Below are 16,703 nucleotides of genomic sequence, written 5' to 3'. Positions count from 1 at the left end.
TTTTTATCCAAAGGAGCTGTGGACCATGTTCTTGAACGACGATTTTCTGCTGACGACCGATACCGCCCGCAAGCTGTTTCATCAGCATGCCAAAGACATGCCGATCATCGACTATCACTGCCACCTCGACCCCAAGGAAATCTATGACAACCAGAACTTCCGCAACCTGACCGAAGCCTGGCTCGCCGGGGACCATTACAAATGGCGGTTAATGCGGGCAAACGGCATCCCGGAATCCCATATTACCGGCGACGCTTCCGATTACGACAAGTTTCTGGCATGGGCCCGGACTGTCCCGAAATCGGTCGGCAATCCCCTGTACAGCTGGACTCATCTGGAGCTGCGCCGCTTCTTTGGCATTAACGAGCTTCTGAACGAAGAATCCGCCCCGCGGATTTGGGAACAGGTGAACGCCAAACTGGCGACGGATGACTTCCGGCGGCGGAACATCATCAAAAATTCCGGCGTCAAGGTCGTCTGCACGACCGATGATCCGGCCGATTCGCTGGAATACCACCAGCTGCTGAAAAAAGAGGACACCGGCTTCCGCGTGTTCCCGGCCTTCCGCCCCGATAAGGCGCTGAACATCGACGCTCCCGGTTTTACCGATTGGCTGGAGCGCCTTGCGCAAGCCGCAGGCCAGCAGGTCACGACGTATGCCGAACTGCTGGATGTTCTGAAGCAGCGGATCGACTTTTTCCATGAACAGGACTGCCGCCTCTCGGACCATGCGATCGACGTGCTGCGCTATCAGGAGGGCAGCGCCGAAGAGCTGGAGCGGATTTTTACGAAAAGGATGGCCGGCGAGACGCTCTCCCTGGAGGAAATCACCGTTTACCGCACGGAGCTGCTGAGCGCGCTGATCGGACTGTATCACAGCAAAAACTGGACGATGCAGCTGCATATCCATGCCTTCCGCAACAACAATACGCCGATGTTCAAGCGTCTGGGGCCTGACACCGGGTATGACGCCCTGAACGACCTGCCGCTGGCCGGCCCGCTGTCCCGGCTGCTCGACCGTGCTGAATGCGGCCAGGGCCTGCCGAAGACGATTCTGTATTCGCTCAACCCGAACGACTATCCCGTCCTGCTGACTCTGATGGGCTGCTATCAAAAGGATACGGCCGGCAAATTCCAGCTCGGTTCCGGATGGTGGTACAACGACACGCGCAGCGGCATGCGTCATCAGCTCACCCTGCTCGCCGACAACAGCCTGCTGGCCAACTTCGTCGGCATGCTGACCGACTCCCGCAGCTTCCTTTCCTATACCCGGCACGAATACTTCCGCCGCGTGCTGTGCGAGCTGATCGGCGAGTGGGCCGAGCGCGGGGAAGCGCCTGACGATGAGGCGCTGCTCGGACAAATCGTGGAAGATATCGCCTACGGCAACGCGGAGCGGTATTTCGGCTTCAAGGAGCTCGGCATTCCCGAAGCGCTGCGCTCCTAAGCATGAGCGTGAGGCAATGCTGAGCGATAACCACCCCAAGCCATGCCACAGACCACTTTTGGGTCTCTGGTAAAAGAAAGGGAGGACTCCGTTCTATGACCATGACGCTGTATATCGTCGGCGATTCCACGGCCGCCCTGAAGGGCGCCATCGAGAAGCCCATGACCGGCTGGGGCGAATACCTCCAGCAGCACTTGGATCCGGCGATCCGGGTAGACAACCGGGCCATCAACGGGCGCAGCACCCGCTCTTTTATCGCCGAGGGCCGCTGGGCCGCCGTGGAGAACGAGCTTCAGCCTGGCGACTACGTGTTCATCCAGTTCGGCCACAACGATCAGAAGCAGGAAGATCCTTCGCGCTTCGCGGATCCTGCTCCCGGCGGGGAATACCGCGCCAACCTGAAGCGGTTTATCGAATCGGCCCGCTCGCGCGGCGCCATCCCCGTCCTGCTGACTTCCGTCAGCCGCCGCCGGTTCACGGCGGAGGGACTTCCGGATCCCGACGCTGTCGGTCCCTACCCCGAGGCAATGCGTGAAACTGCGCAGGAGGCCGGCGTGCCGCTGCTTGACCTGTTCGCGGCTTCCCAGCAGCTGTATCTCCGGATGGGCCGGGAGGAGTCGAAGCATCTGTTTATGCATCTGCCCGCCGGGTCCCATCCCAATTATCCCGATGGGATCGCCGACGACACGCACTTCTCGGACCGGGGTGCGCGGGAAATCGCCTCACTGGCAGCGGAAGCGATCCGGCAGTGCGAAGCGCTGCCCGGACTGCACCCGCTGCTGCGCAACCTTGCCCCGACAAGCTAATGCGGCTGGTGGCTGCCTGCTTATGGATGGCCGTTGTCTGTCCGCAAGCTTAAAGCCGGCGCGGATTCACAGGGACCGTGGCCATGACTTGCGGCTTTATTCCGCTAATAGACACAAAAAAATCCTCCGGGCCCATAGGGCTCGGAGGATTTTTCATCATATTCCGGTGTTTATTTATATATCATTCTAACCTGTTTCTGTATTAACGAACCGATCTGGACTCCAGCTCATACTGCGTTTCCCGTGATTTGAAGGACAGCAGGAATCCGAATACCAGCACGATGCTCGCGAGAATGTACGGATAATTCACATTCATGTCAAACAGCGCCCCCGCAATGATCGGGCCGATAATGTTGCCAAGGCTCGTAAACGCGGAGTTCAGCCCCGCCACATAACCCTGCTCCTCATTGGCAAACTTGGACATCTGCGTCCCGATGGCCGGGCGCAAAATATCCATTGCCAGAAACAGAACGAAGGTCACGGCGACCATAAGCCAGAACGTATGCACAAGCAGCGTGAAAATAATAAAGAGGATCGATACGAAAATGCTGAGCGTGATGACTCTTTTCTCTCCGAACCGGTTCAGGATCCAGCCGAAGATGGTGATCTGCACCACCGCCCCGCAGACCGAGCCGAACGTAATGATAAAGGCGATATCCTTAGGCGTAAAACCGAATTTATGATCGACAAACAGCCCAAACACCGTCTCGAAATTGGCGAGCCCGAACGAAGCGACAAACACGACGATCAGACTGATAAAATAAGGGGCCCGGTAGGCACCAGCCAGCTGGCGCAGCAATCCGGCCGGTGCCATCTTGGTATCCGATCCGTCGCTGGTCTGCGCGGCCTTCGGCACTTCCCGCAAGAAGAACGCGGTAACCGCCATGGCCAGCAGCCCGCCGACTGCGGCCGCGTAGAAAGGAACCCGAATGCCATATTCGGCAAGATAGCCGCCGATGCCGGGTCCGATGATAAAACCGGTCGTGATGGCAGCGTTGATGAAGCCCATCCCTTTGCCGCGCTCTTCCTCACTTGTGACGTCAGCGGTATAGGCCATGACGGCCGGCATAACCAGAGCCGCACTCACCCCGCCCAGCATTCTCGCCAGGAACAGAAACGGCAGCGTGCTGGAAGCGCCGAACAACCATTCCGACACGGCGAACAGCAGCAGTCCGGCCAGGATGACCTTTTTGCGGCCGATGGAGTCCGACAGCCTGCCGGCGATCGGCGAAAAGACGAGCTGCGTGATGGAAAAGGCCGCGACCAGCAGGCCCAGCACGCTTCCGTTAATGTGCAGCAGATTCATATAACTCGGCATAATTGGAATGATAAGTCCGATGCCCGTAAAAATAATGAAGTTGTTGAGCATGAGGAGCAGAATGGCTCCCCGGTTTCTAACTAGCAGCGACATAAAAAAGCCTCCGTAAGCAAATTCAGCATGTATACTGAACGTTCGTTATGTATTATGGCGTGAGATAACGAAGACCATTCTCCGCTATCGTTCTTTTGCTTGCTTATCCGTCGCCACTCCGTTCAAAAAAACAGTGACGGCATCCCGGTACAGCAGGGTCGTCTTCTCCGGGTTTAATCTGCGCGACAGCTGATTGGCGCCGAAAAAAATCGCTTCCAGCACGGCTGCGAGCCGCTCGGCATCGCCCGGCATGAATTCGCCGCGGTCAATTCCTTCCTGCAGCAGGTTCTGATTAAACGCCAAATGCTTGACCTTCATCTCGGCCATACGGGATTCCACTTCGGATGTCTTTTCTTCGTTATGAAAAAATTCATCGGCTGCCTTCGTGAGCGGATGGTTCAAGTCGTCAGCCGCCAACTGTTCCGCCACGGCATACAGCTTATCGGTAGTGGTCTTATACAAGTGCTCGTTTTGCTCCCAGTTCAGTTCCCATTCGCGGTCCCACTCTTCGAGCAGGTGAAGGAATAATCCTTCTTTGCTCTTGAAGTGATAGTAGATGTTGCCTTTGCTGCTCCCGGTCGCGGCCACGATATCTTCGATCGAAGTCGCCTTATAACCCTTTTGAACAAACAGCGCGCGGGCGGCATCTGCAATCTTCCTCTTGGTCTGTTCGCTTTGCAGCTGCTTCTGGTTCATGACGCTCACTCCAATACATATATATACCGAACGTTCAGTCAGTATTGTAGCACGGCATTTTTTTCATGGCAAGCCGCAGTTTATTTTTCCTGGGAAACGATCTAAAAAAACCGGCCACCGGGGTATACCCGGCCCCGGTTTATGTAAATGGGCTGGCGGCTCGAATGATTGCTGTTCCAGCCGTTACATGATGATTAATGTAACCTTGCCATCGATGAAAGAGACAACATCGTAATTGGACCAGCCCCAGGTCTCGATCTTCGTACCGTTCACGGACTGGATATCTTTAGCGGCGGGATTTCCCCAGGACAGCAGCACCTGCTCCTTGGTCATGCCAAGCGTTACATTGCCCGCCTTGATCTGGCTCCAGACCGAAGATGACCATTTATACTTTGTATAGGGATCATATTTCAAAAAGTACGTCGAGTCGGCAAACAACTGCGTCACTTCCGACGTATTCATGGCATAGCTCTTCAGCGTTTTTCCAGCAGCCGATTTGAAAACGACGACAAAGCTTCCGGTGTCCGTGGGAAGAACATCCGTCACCGTGACTTTGGAGAACCGTTCCCAGCCATCAAAGTCGTTCACCCAATACGTTTTCCCGATGAATTTGGCCAGACTGCCCTGCATTGCTTTCTTGATCAAGCCCGCAGTGTCTTGGGAGACGATCGTCATCTTGCCCTGACCGAGTGCAACTTCGGCCTGCCGCCATTGGGCATCCCAGGTGACCTTGGCCCCCAGCGTATCGGCAAGCAGGGAGGCAGGGATGTACGTTTCGCCTTTGTCGATGATTGGCGATGCTTTTAATGTCAGATGACTGCCGTTAAATTGGGCTGCCTGACTGCCGGCCTTAAATGACAGCTTCGCATCCCCGAGAGCAGCGTTCCAATTTCCGCCCGATACCTCAGCCGTACCTCCCAGCGCCTTGAACACCGTCTTGGCTGGAAGATATACGGTTCCCTTGACCAGTTTGGCATATTTCAACGGATCGCGGAGGCTGACCGTCACCGTCACGCTGGAGGAGACGCTGCCAGAAGTCACCGTCAGCTTCGTTTCGCCTACGCCGGCCGCTTTCAGCTTGCCGTCAGGCTGCACTTTCAGCAGGTAAGGCTTGTCCATGTCAAGCTGCGCTTCCTTCAGAGGCACCTTCAGCTTGGCCCCGTTGGTATACGTCTCTTGAATATCGACCTGTACCGCATCGCCAACATACGGCTTCTTATCGGAGACGGACATGGACACCGCCTTCACGGCAGGCACCTCCACCGGCTGGACCTCGCCGTCCTTGCTGATGACCCATGTCCCGTCGGCACGCTGCGCGTAAATGCCTTCGGTCAAGTCATCCTTATACGCATCTACCGCCGTCTTGACCACGTTGCTCAGCCCCTGAACCTGCGTGGTCAGCTTCCAGCGGTTGGAGTATTCTCCCGTCTGCCATACGGTTCCATCCTTGCGAGTCACGATCAGCACGTCGGTTGGTTCTGCTGAAACATAAGAAATATGTACCGCATCAGTAGCAACGGTTACCGGGATAACCCGGCCATTGTCGTCAAAGTTCGACATTTGATAGACCACGACTTCTCCACCTGTGTACAGCAGAGCGACGCGGTCGTCATGCACGGCCATCGACTTGACCGATCCGGCATTGTTTACGGTTCCGACTTTTTTGTATTGATCGGTCTTGTACGGATCCTTGAACAACAGCTCTCCGCTCTGGGTCAATGCGGCAAAATCCTTCTCCCCGTAGCCAATCAGCGTTATGTCGCTAAGATTCTTCAGCTTGCTGTCACCGGCCCAGACGGTACCATCGGCCTGAAGCCGGTACGGCCCGGACACTTGCTTGATTCCGCTTTTCCCCTCAACCACATGAGGCTTCATGCCGATATCCCATTCAACCAACCGGCCGTCACGCGTGATACCCAAGCCTTCGTACACGTTCCCCGAAATCTCGTCGACCGAGCCTTTCGTATAGATGGTCCGGTTTCCGTCGACCATGGACCACATCGAGCCGTCACTCATCAGATACGTATTTTTGCCGGCGATGTCTTTAATCTGCAACTGCTGAGCCCCGTCGGCTGAAGCCGTCTGATGGCCGAAAGCCGGGACGGCACCCATCATCAAGGCGCCCAGCGCAATCGTGGACAGCCTTCTTTTCCATGTTACGTTCAAGTTCATAACCCCTCTTTGTCATATTTAGGCAAATCCTTGTATGATTCGACACCATGGCAAAATATCCCTTCAAATCAAAAAACACGCCACTCATTATTGTGACGTGTTCTTTACAACGAAGGGATTAACAACATTCGCTGACCCACCCAAATACGTTAACGCTCCGCCCGGGTCGAAGCTTTTCGCCGTGCCGGCTTCTTGGCAACCCTTCCATAGACGACCGGCTTGGGCAGGTTCACGCGGTAATCGATGATGCTGCCGTACTTGTCTGTTCGGATCGTGCAGCAGCTGTTCATCAGCTCCCTCACCATTTCACGGCCCCGCTGGACCCTCGATTTGGCCCCCGAATAGGAAATGCCAAGCCTCTCGCTCAGTTCCTTCTGCGACATCCCTTTCAGTTCGGAAAGCTCAACCGCCTCCCGGTACTTATCCGGCAGGTAAGGAATAACGCCTTTCATCCCGCAGATCGCCTCCTGCGAGAAATCTTCGCTTTCCTCTTCCGCAACGCTTGGCAGCTGCTCCGGAAGTTCATCCAACCGTCTCTCCTTTCGGAAGTGATCCGTCACCGCATTCCGGGCAATCTGATACAGCCAGGCCCGAAGCCGATCCGGGTCCTGCAGTTCCGGCAGGTGCAGGTAAGCCTTCATGAAGACTGTCTGCACGATATCTTCGGTATCGGGGTGGCGATTCGTCCGGCGCGCGACGAAAGCGGAAATCGGTTCGTGATATTGATCCCACAGCATTTCCGGCGTGATCGTCGGCCGGCAGCCATTGGCCTTCCATCCAGCAGCATCCGTGTATCCGGCCTGATCTTCCGTCATCACGGAATGGTTCACGGCTGTGTGTACCTGCTTCGGTTCATATCCCTTTTCCTGTGCTGGTCTATCCTGCATTATGACATCTCCCTCCCCGTAGAACACGGCTTTTTTATATTTATCCTGCGTTTAATATAAATTTTTCAAAAAAATTCCCGCACTTTTGCGTCTTTGATCGGGTTTCCCCGTCTCCATCAATATAACAAAAACATTCATCGACGTACATTCTCAGATGACAGACCGCGTTTAGCGGAAGTTTTTCTTGCGAGATCAGGATGTTTAGCCTCAGAGGTTTATCATTTCTAATCTCTTAACAAAAACATCTATCGACGTACATCTGAGAAGACAGACCGCCTTTAGCGGAAGTTTTTCTTGCGAGATCAGGATGCTTGGCCTCAGAGGTTTATCATTTCTAATCTCTTAACAAAAACATCTATCGACGTACATCTGAGAAGACAGACCGCCTTTAGCGGAAGTTTTTCTTGCGAGATCAGGATACTTGGCCTCAGAGGTTTATCATTTCTAATCTCTTAACAAAAACATTCATCGACGTACATTCTCAGATGACAGACCGCGTTTAGCGGAACTTTTTCTTGCGAGATCAGGATGTTTCACCACTGAAAAGCTTACATTCTGATCTCTTAAAACAAAACCTGGAGGGATAAAAAATGAAATACAATTTGTTGGGAAATACGGGCGTGCTGGTATCGGAGATCGGGCTGGGAGCCATGACGTTTGGCGGCGGCGGACAATGGGGCGTTTTCGGCGGGCTGGGAGAGCAGGACGCTGCACACCTTGTGTGGCAGGCGCTCGACGCGGGGGTCAATTTTTTTGATACCTCCAACATTTATGCCGGCGGACGCTCAGAGGAAATTCTCGGCAAAGCGCTTGGGGCGAAGCGGCAGGACGTCATCATCGCCACCAAGGTGAGGGGGCGTACGGGCAGCGGCCCGAACGACCTCGGCTTGTCCAGACTGCATATTATGCGCCAGGTCGAGGAAAGCCTGAAACGGCTCGGCACGGACTACATTGACCTGTATCAAATCCATAACCCGGACCAGCTGACCGATTGGGAAGAAACGCTGCGGGCGCTGGACGACCTGGTCCGCAGCGGTAAGGTCCGCTACATTGGCTCTTCCAATATGACCGGCTGGGAGCTGATGAAAGCCCGGGGCATTTCCAGGGAACTTGGCCTGCATGCTTTTAAAAGCAGCCAGTCCTACTATTCGCTGGTCGGCCGTGACATCGAAAGGGAGATCATTCCCGTCCTGAAGGATCAGAACATGGGCCTGCTCGTATGGAGCCCGCTTGCCGGCGGCTTCCTGTCCGGTAAATACGCCCGCACGCGTACCGGAAACAGCGAGGACCGGCACACCAAGTTTGCTTTTCCGCCGATAGATGTGGATAAAGCCTATTCCATCATCGACGTGCTGGAGGACATCGCGAAAACCCGCGAGTCTACCGTGGCCCGCATCGCCCTCGCCTGGGTGCTGAACCAGCCGGCGGTAACCAGCGTAATCGTCGGCGCCAAGCGCCCGGATCAGCTGCAGGATAACCTCAAAGCCAGCGGGTTCGTGCTGACAGATGACGAGCTGGCCCGTCTGGATGAGGTGAGCCGGCTGCCGATCGAATATCCGGCGTGGCCCTTTATGGAAGAGGATGATTCGATTATCCGCAAGCACCCTTGAGGCTTGAAGCCGTATGCCATCTAGCTGAGTTTACATGAGTCGGGCACGCGTTCGCGTTCAGCGGGAGACTTTCCTGCAAGCAGAAATGGTTCAGCCTGACTAAGATATTTATTCATTTCTCATGATCTTGAACCGTCTCTAAATATCGCAAAAAGCCGCGGAGCCCTGCGTCTATTAGCTAGGGCATCCGCGGCTTTTGTGCTGTCCAGACCGGGACGAAAATTCCGCTACACTTCACCCCAAAACAATTCCGTTTCGTAATCGAAGCTGATCTTCCCGTCCACCTGGGTCTGCTCAAACAGCTCCTGCAGCCCCTGCTTCATCCGCTCATGGTTCGGCTCGCCCTCGGCCGGCACATAGGAAGACGACATGGCCCTGCCGATCAGCTCTTCCAGATTAAACAGCTGACGGTTGCCAAATACCGCGGTGTGCATGCCTCCATCCCGGAAAAACGGCTGCAGCTGCACTCCGGAAATGTTTTTGTGGGTCATTTTCTCATAATCCTTACTGTACTGCTTCAACAGCTGCTCGTATCCCTCCAGAAAAGGCGTGCCGCTCGTGAGCCGGGAGTTCCAGATCAGGACGGCTTTGCCGCCGGGCTTCAGGATCCGGTGAAACTCCGCCTGCGCGGCCGGACGGTCAAACCAATGAAACGATTGGGCGCACACGATGAAATCGACCGCGTCCGCAGGCAACCCGGTATCTTCCGCAGCGCTGGCGTGCGAGCGGTAATTCGGCGACGCGCCAAGCTCTTGCTCAGCCGCTTCCCGCATAGCTGCGTTGGGCTCCACGGCAATAACGTTGCTGCCCCGCTCCAGCAGCAGCTTGGAGAAAATGCCGGTGCCCGCACCGATATCGGCAATCACCGAATCGGCCGTCATGCCGACTACGGAGTAAAGGTAGTCCACCGCTTCCGCAGGGTAGCTTGGGCGGTACTTGACGTAGTTCTCCACCCGGTTTGAAAATCTTGCCTTGCTGTCACTGCTCATCATGCTTCACGCTCCTTTAGCAACATTAGATCATGCACCTGCATCGAACCACGAACCTGCATCCTGCTGTACTTTCTCGATGATATGTTTCATAGAATGAAACACAGTTCCATTAATTTCTGTCTTGATTATAGAAAACCCTGCGTATTGTTGCAAGACCTAATTTAGAGAAGCGAAGTCATCTCACCTGTTGGCAGATCCCCTCAAGCGCCAAACCGCAAGCACAAAAATGCCGCCAACCCCTGCATCGCAGAGGCTGACGGCTTTCAAGTTTGTCCCCGGCCCGCAGAGCCCGGCTGTCTATTGGGCTTCAGTCAGTCCAGCGGCACGGCAAGAGCCGGCCCGACCTACTGCTCAGACCAGCGCTCCGGCCACGACGTTCCCCCGGAACAATGTAGCCACCCGGGGTGATTTGCGGGCGACCGCCTCGGCCGAGCACGACGCGTCGACCAGCGCAAGGCTCGCCTCGTCGCCGATCCGCGGCCAAGCCTGGCGGCCTTCGGCATCAAGCGGCGTTACTCCGCCGGTGATGTACTGCAGGCCCTGCGCGAGCGCCTGCTCGTTCACCCAGCCGGAGATTTCGGCGAGGCGGCCGGTGCGCTCGAGAATGTCGCCGGTGCCAAACGGCGACCATACGTCAAAGACGTTGTCGCAGCCGACCGACACGGATACGCCCCTGCCTTGGAGCAGGCGTACGGGCGGAAACTTGCGGTTCATCGGCACACTCGTGATGATGCCGATCCCGGCTTCCGCCAGCATGTCTGCGGCCGCTTCGGCCTGCCCGACGGGAATGTCGCCGAGGCAGAACGCATGGCTGACAGCAACCTTGCCCGCCAGACCGGCATCCCGGGTGAGGCTGGCCAGACGCTTCAGCGTAAACAACCCGAGATGATCCGGGTCGTGCAGATGCAGGTCGATCCCCGCTCCTTCGGAGGCCGCAAGCTCGACCATCGTTCGCAACGATTTCTCCAAATCTCCATCGACCGTCGCCGGATCGACCCCGCCGACGAGCGACGCCCCGCTGCGCAGCGCTTCCCGCACAAGCCCGGCAGACTGCGAGCGCAGGAGCCCCTGCTGCGGAAAAGCGACGATTTCATACGTCAGCTTGCCATCAAACGCCTGCAGCGCCTTCTGCACCTCTTCCATCTGCTTGAGGCCGGCCTCCGGGTAAATGTCCACATGGGTCCGAACATGCGTGACGCCGGATCGCAGTGCCGTCTCCAAATACAGGGAGGCCCGCTCGGCGATGGAAACGGCATGCTCCGCATGCAGGCGTTTTTCCTCGTCCAACCGGTCAAAAATATGCTTTGCCGGCGTAACCGGCCGCCACTTGGAACCGAGCAGCGTCTTGTCCAGATGGCAGTGCTTCTCGATAAAAGAAGGAAGTGCCAGATTCGACTTGGCGTCAAGCCGCGGCAGATCGTCCGTAATCGCCTGATTCGCCGGAATTTTATCCGCGATCTTGCCGTCCCGGATCAGGAGATGGCACAGCTCTGTTTCCGTGCCGGTCACCACGCCGTTGTCGGTATGGAGTCCGCTCTCCAGGCGGACGTTGGTAAGCCAAAGAGCTGATTGCATCGATATCAACATCCTTTCTATTCTATAGATTGAACTAAAAGTTTCACATTGTATTTAGTTCATTCTATGGGGTAAAAAATTCACAAGAGGCTATGCCCTCATTTCTATTTCACGCCGAAAACGGGCTTGCCCCGATGCAGCAGAGCTTTCCGCGCTGCCCGCCTTGCTACGGCTTCCGCCGAGCAGCTGGCGTCCACAAAGACGGCGCTGGCCTCGTCCCCCGGCATCGGCCACACCCGGCGGCCTTCCCCGTCCAGCGGGGTCCTTCCGCCGGTTACAAAGCCGAGGCTGGCGCCAAGCGCCGCCTCACTGCCCCAGCCGAAACGCTCGGCAAGCGTTCCGGCCTTCTCCAGGCTGTCCCCTTTGCCGAACGGGGACCAATGATCGGCGATGCTGTCATGCCCCAGCTCCACCCGAACCCCCTGCTTTGCCAGCATCGGGATCGGAATCGTCCGTCCAAGCGGTACGGACGACGTAACCGAGATGCCAAGGTCCGCCATCCGGGCGGCTACCGCAGCCGCCTCCTCCGGCGAAATGTCCGCCAGCGCCAGTGCGTGGCTGACCGTGACTCTGCCCTGCCATCCGGCCTGCTCGGTCAGATCCGCGAGGCGCTGGATCGTAAACACGCCCAGGTGGCCCGGATCGTGCAGATGCAGGTCGACCCCGGCGTCCGCCTCCACGGCGAGCTCCATCATCGTGTTGAGCGACTTCTCGATGTCGCCGTCCACCGTGGCCGGATCGACACCGCCTGCCAGGGAAGCCCCGCTGCGCAGCGCCTCCCGCACCAGGCCGGCCGCTTGGCTGCGCATTAGCCCGTGCTGCGGAAACGCCACGATCTCGAAGGTGGCGCGGTCCTTATAGGTCTCGGCCGCACGCAGCGTCGCTTCCAGATTGTTCAGCCCGACAAACGGATCGATGTTGCAGTGGGTGCGAAAATGCGTCGTCCCGGACGCAAGCAGCAGCTCGATAAGCCGCTCCGCTCGATGCTGCGCCGTCGGCAGCAGCTTGGGCAGCAGCTTCTCCTCCTCCTCGATCCGGGAAAAGATGCCTTTGGGCGCAGGTCCCGGTGCTTTCCATGGGCCGCCGTAATACGTTTTGTCCAAATGAATATGCATGTCCCGCATCGCCGGAAGCATCAACGCCCCGCCCATGTCCGTGTGGGGGAAGCCGTCCTCCGGCATCGCATCCGCCGGCCGGATTTCAGCGATGCTCCCCTCGGAAATGCGGATATGGTACAATGCGGTTTCCGTACCGCTGACGGCGTCTCCTTCGTAACGCCAGCCGGTCTCCAGCCGGACATGGGTCAGCCATAAAGATGAATGTTCCATCAAGCCCTTCCTCCTTTGGTGGTCCTGTGATAGAAGCGCAGACTTCCCTGCCTCATATCCCGTATGCTAACATGGGATTTGATATATGAAAAATATTTATAATATTTGAAATGCAAAGGTTTTATATATACATTGAACAGAATTGACTGGAGGGATGACCCATGGATATCAGACAGCTGAGGTATTTTACGATCATCGTAGAGGAAAAGCAGATTTCCGCCGCAGCCCGAAGGCTGCACATGTCACAGCCTCCACTGAGCCAGCAGCTAAAAGCACTGGAGGACGAGCTTGGATCGGCTCTTGTGGAGCGGAGCGGCAAGCATCTGGAGCTGACCGAAGCGGGCAAGGCACTGTACAGCTACGCCCTGAAGCTGCTGCAGCTGATGGACGAAGCCAAGACCGAAGTTCAGGAGATCGGCAGCGGCTTTAAAGGGGTACTCCGCATCGGCATCAACACCCTGTCGTCGGTGGATCTCCCCGATACGCTGATGCGGTTCAAGGAGAACTATCCGCAGGTCACCTACAAAATCCAGCAGAACGAATCCGCCCAACTGTGCAGCATGGTCAAGAGCAGGGTGCTTGAGCTCGCGATCATCCGCCTTCCGCTTGCGCTGGACGAGTTCTCGGTGCTTCATTTGAATACAGAGCCCTTTTATCTGATGGCATCCAGGAAGCTTATCCCAGAGCCTCTTGCTCCGGAGATCCCGCTTGAGCAGATTCGAAACTACCCCCTAATCCTTCCAAGCACAGAAGGACTAGGCGTCCACTACACCGTCCTGATGGCCTGCGCGAAGCACCGTTTCGAGCCCAGGATCATCGCCGAATGCTCGGACATTCCCCTGCTGCTATCTTTAGTGTCCAGCGGCTTCGGGGCGGCGGTCGTCCCTGAGACGATCGTAAAGCTTCATACCCGTCATGATGTTCAGGTTGCGAGAATCGCTGACCCGGACTTAACATCGCCGTATGCCTTGATCTGGCTGAAGGAGCACCACCTGTCCCAGGCGGCGCGGCATTTTATCGACATGATCTCCCCTCCTGCATCAAGGGAATGACAGCGTATAAGCAAAGGATTGCAAACGAAAAGGCCCTCCCGCATATCGGAGAGGGCTTTGGCTTGACACTACTTTATGAATAATTGCATGGACTTACCGTAAAAAACGTTGGAACGGCAGCTGCTTCTTTTTTAATCAGTTAAACCCGTCGTATGTCACAAACTCCGCCACCGGCTTGCGGTAGCCGCGCGGTCTCTGTCTGCCCGCATCCTCCTTGCCGATCGTAATCAGCATGGCCGGCACATACCGGTCCGGTATGTTCAGCACCTTCCGCAGCGCTTCCGGATCAAATCCGATCATTGGGCAGGTGTCCCAGCCCCGGTCCTTGGCGATCAGCATGAACAGCATCGCGGACAAGCTGGCGTTCCGGATGGCCTCATCCCGCTTGAACGTGTCGCCCCTGCTTTCATACATGTCTGTTACGCTGCTGACCGTCTCCTCAAATTCGCGCTGGTCGATAACGCCAAGGCTTAGCAGCCCTTCGTTGATCGGTCCCACGTTGTGGTAGGCTTCAAGATCACCCAATACGGCGATGACGGCCGAGCTCGTTAACACTTTGTACTGCTTGAATGCTGCTTCATGCACCTGTTCCTTCTTCGTTTGATCGATGACGGGAACGTAGTGAGCGTGCTGCAGGTTGAAGGCCGACGGTGCAAATTTGACGAGGTTGAACATGTCGTCCAGCTCCTGCGGGCTGATGGTTACGCTCGGGTCGAATTTATTGGCGGATCTTCTTGCTTTGACAAGGTCTGTAAAGGACGTCATGCTGTTCGCCTCCGTATGTATAAATTTCCAACTGGCTATGAAGTTATCATATCACACTAACTGTAAAAAAGTAAGTTACAATTCAAAAAAAGTTCTGACCTCTGAAATATCACCCGCTCCAGTTCGTGAAACGATCGGCATCGTCCCACAGATGGCTGAACGCTTGCTCAAACTTGGCGGCAACGGCCGCATCCTTGATAATCAGCACGACGTCGTCATTTTCCTGGGCAGAGGACTCCAAATAATTCATCGATCCGGCCTCCACCCGGCTTTGATCCGCAATCAGCATTTTCAGATGCATCTTCCCTTCATGCGCATTCACCTTGACCGGAACACCGGCTTCCCGGATCCGCTTCAGCGCTTTCTTCTGTTTCCCTTTTTCTTCCGCATGCGCCCGGTCCGTAATCAGCCGTATCTGAACCCCGCGGTCCGCCGCATCGATGATGGCCGTCACAACCGGCTCGTAGCTGATGCTGTACACGGCAATATCCAGCGAGGATTTGGCCTCCTTGATGAGCTGTACGATCGCTTTCTCCGGACGTTCGCCTTCGCTCGTGAACAGGGCTTGAACGTCAGCGGCAGAGCCTTCCGTTACTGCACCGTTATGAGCAGAGCTTCCTCGCCCTTGTTGTTCATCCGACGCAGCGGAGCAGCCGGTAACGGCAGCACAGAGCAGAATGGCGGACACGGAGCTGTTGATGACTTTCATCGGATGACCTCCTTCAAAACATGGAAATTTTGGCGTACGGTAGAATAACATTCTTTTCCATCGATTCAAAATTGCTGAGCAAGTGCGGCACGTAGCCTGATTTCATACCGGAACTGCCAAAAAAGAATGCCGTTGATCTCAAAAAGATGATTGACAACGCTTTCAATATTGATATAAATTTTAGATATTACTTAACTGTTTCATATTTCATTAAAATTAAAGAGCTGTATGAATCTCATGTCAAAGGAGCCTGATCAAGAATGGTGAAACGAAGTAAACGAATGGTGATGACGGTGCTGCTGTCTCTCCTGCTTCTCCTCGGTTCAGTTTTTCCTGTAAGCGCTTCAACCTGGAATTTGAAAGGCGACACCAACGTTCACGACCCCGCCTATATCGTTGAAAAGGGGACCGGCACCCATTGGGTGTTCAGTACCGGTTCAGGCCTTCAAGTGCTGTATTCCACGGACGGAACCACCTACAACCGTTCCCTGCCGATTTTTACGGCCAAGCCCGCATGGTGGAGCAGCTATGTACCGAACCAATCGGGGCTGGACGTGTGGGCACCTGATATTTTCTACTATAACGGCACTTACTACCTATATTATGCGATCTCCACGTTCGGCTCGAAAGTGTCCGCCATCGGACTGGTGACGACCACCTCCATCTCCGGCGGCAAATGGACGGATCAGGGAATGGTGATCTCCTCAAACGATTCGTCCAGTTATAACGCCATCGATCCGAACCTCACCCAAGACGAAAAAGGCAATCTGTGGCTGACATTCGGCTCATGGAGCAACGGAATTTATATTACCGCCATCGACAAATCGACCATGAAGCCGTCGGGCAACGCCTACCGCATCGCGACCAAATCCGGCGGCATTGAGGCGCCGAACATCGTGTACAATCCAAACACAGGCTACTATTATTTGTTTGTCTCCATCGGCAAATGCTGTTCCGGACTGGACAGTACGTATCAGGTTGCAGTAGGACGCTCGAAGAGCATTCTCGGGCCTTACGTTGACAAAAACGGAACCGACATGAAAAACGGCGGCGCGTCGGTCATCGACAGCGGAAACAGCGCCTGGGCCGGTCCGGGCGGACAGGACATCGAAGGCATCAGCATCATCGCACGCCACGCTTACAGCGCAGCCGAGAACGGCGCTCCCAAGCTGCTGATCAGCGATCTTTATTGGGATTCCAGCGGTTGGCCGTATTATCATTGATGCTTTTTTAACTGTATTTTTCGTTTCGGA

14 protein-coding genes are annotated in these 16,703 nt (G+C 55.7%); 5 read left to right on the top strand and 9 right to left on the bottom strand.

Features of this window, described 5'->3' with window-relative positions:
* The first annotated feature begins 25 nt into the window (after positions 1 to 25).
* Positions 26 to 1,447, top strand: coding sequence for a glucuronate isomerase (gene uxaC, locus MKY74_RS11585; RefSeq protein WP_076170341.1), 1,422 nt, complete (start codon positions 26 to 28; stop codon positions 1,445 to 1,447).
* 95 nt (positions 1,448 to 1,542) lie between these two features.
* Positions 1,543 to 2,253 carry a rhamnogalacturonan acetylesterase gene (locus MKY74_RS11580; protein WP_076170342.1) on the top strand — a complete coding sequence of 237 codons (711 nt, stop codon included), beginning with the start codon at positions 1,543 to 1,545 and terminating at the stop codon, positions 2,251 to 2,253.
* Between the two features lie 202 nt (positions 2,254 to 2,455).
* Here the strand turns inward: MKY74_RS11580 and MKY74_RS11575 are convergent, their stop codons facing one another.
* The 4 genes from MKY74_RS11575 to sigZ all read right to left on the bottom strand — a co-directional run bounded on the left by MKY74_RS11575 (position 2,456) and on the right by sigZ (position 7,419).
* Positions 2,456 to 3,664, bottom strand: a complete 1,209-nt coding sequence (locus MKY74_RS11575; RefSeq protein ID WP_076170343.1) for an MFS transporter — start codon at positions 3,662 to 3,664, stop codon at positions 2,456 to 2,458.
* Between the two features lie 84 nt (positions 3,665 to 3,748).
* Positions 3,749 to 4,360, bottom strand: a complete 612-nt coding sequence (locus MKY74_RS11570; protein WP_076170344.1) for a TetR/AcrR family transcriptional regulator — start codon at positions 4,358 to 4,360, stop codon at positions 3,749 to 3,751.
* A 183-nt stretch (positions 4,361 to 4,543) separates the two neighbouring features.
* Positions 4,544 to 6,526, bottom strand: a complete 1,983-nt coding sequence (locus tag MKY74_RS11565) for a stalk domain-containing protein (RefSeq protein ID WP_244169263.1) — start codon at positions 6,524 to 6,526, stop codon at positions 4,544 to 4,546.
* Between the two features lie 155 nt (positions 6,527 to 6,681).
* Complete coding sequence (gene sigZ, locus MKY74_RS11560) at positions 6,682 to 7,419, bottom strand: RNA polymerase sigma factor SigZ (protein ID WP_076170346.1); 738 nt, start codon at positions 7,417 to 7,419, stop codon at positions 6,682 to 6,684.
* Positions 7,420 to 8,009: 590 nt separating this feature from the next.
* Between sigZ and MKY74_RS11555 the strand changes: the two genes are divergently transcribed.
* On the top strand, positions 8,010 to 9,029 hold the full coding sequence (locus MKY74_RS11555) for an aldo/keto reductase (protein WP_076170347.1): 1,020 nt from the start codon (positions 8,010 to 8,012) through the stop codon (positions 9,027 to 9,029).
* A gap of 227 nt (positions 9,030 to 9,256) precedes the next feature.
* On the opposite strand, the gene MKY74_RS11550 is transcribed toward MKY74_RS11555, so the two are convergent.
* From MKY74_RS11550 to MKY74_RS11540, 3 genes are all read right to left on the bottom strand, one after another.
* Positions 9,257 to 10,021: a class I SAM-dependent methyltransferase gene (locus tag MKY74_RS11550; RefSeq protein WP_076170348.1), complete on the bottom strand. Its 765-nt coding sequence runs from the start codon at positions 10,019 to 10,021 to the stop codon at positions 9,257 to 9,259.
* A 351-nt stretch (positions 10,022 to 10,372) separates the two neighbouring features.
* Positions 10,373 to 11,596 (bottom strand): amidohydrolase, encoded by a 1,224-nt coding sequence (locus MKY74_RS11545; RefSeq protein ID WP_076170349.1) that lies wholly within the window; start codon positions 11,594 to 11,596, stop codon positions 10,373 to 10,375.
* Positions 11,597 to 11,700: 104 nt separating this feature from the next.
* On the bottom strand, positions 11,701 to 12,924 hold the full coding sequence (locus MKY74_RS11540) for an amidohydrolase (protein ID WP_208629320.1): 1,224 nt from the start codon (positions 12,922 to 12,924) through the stop codon (positions 11,701 to 11,703).
* A 161-nt stretch (positions 12,925 to 13,085) separates the two neighbouring features.
* On the opposite strand from MKY74_RS11540, the gene MKY74_RS11535 reads away from it, so the two are divergent.
* Positions 13,086 to 13,976 carry a LysR family transcriptional regulator gene (locus tag MKY74_RS11535; RefSeq protein ID WP_076170351.1) on the top strand — a complete coding sequence of 297 codons (891 nt, stop codon included), beginning with the start codon at positions 13,086 to 13,088 and terminating at the stop codon, positions 13,974 to 13,976.
* Between the two features lie 135 nt (positions 13,977 to 14,111).
* Here MKY74_RS11535 and MKY74_RS11530 read toward each other — a convergent pair whose 3' ends face one another.
* Together MKY74_RS11530 and MKY74_RS11525 are read right to left on the bottom strand one after the other, a co-directional pair.
* Entirely contained in the window at positions 14,112 to 14,741 is a 630-nt protein-coding gene (locus tag MKY74_RS11530; RefSeq protein ID WP_076170352.1) for a nitroreductase family protein, read from the bottom strand.
* A 109-nt stretch (positions 14,742 to 14,850) separates the two neighbouring features.
* Positions 14,851 to 15,450: a phospholipase D-like domain-containing protein gene (locus MKY74_RS11525; RefSeq protein ID WP_167372873.1), complete on the bottom strand. Its 600-nt coding sequence runs from the start codon at positions 15,448 to 15,450 to the stop codon at positions 14,851 to 14,853.
* Positions 15,451 to 15,710: 260 nt separating this feature from the next.
* On the opposite strand from MKY74_RS11525, the gene MKY74_RS11520 reads away from it, so the two are divergent.
* Complete coding sequence (locus tag MKY74_RS11520; protein WP_076170353.1) at positions 15,711 to 16,673, top strand: family 43 glycosylhydrolase; 963 nt, start codon at positions 15,711 to 15,713, stop codon at positions 16,671 to 16,673.
* The last annotated feature ends 30 nt before the right edge of the window (positions 16,674 to 16,703 follow it).

Origin of the sequence: Paenibacillus sp. FSL R5-0378, assembly GCF_038009285.1 — a bacterium.
Taxonomy (GTDB): domain Bacteria; phylum Bacillota; class Bacilli; order Paenibacillales; family Paenibacillaceae; genus Paenibacillus_AQ; species Paenibacillus_AQ favisporus.
The sequence above is the reverse complement of the archived record's forward strand: the minus strand, read 5'-3'. Positions and strand labels throughout refer to the sequence as shown.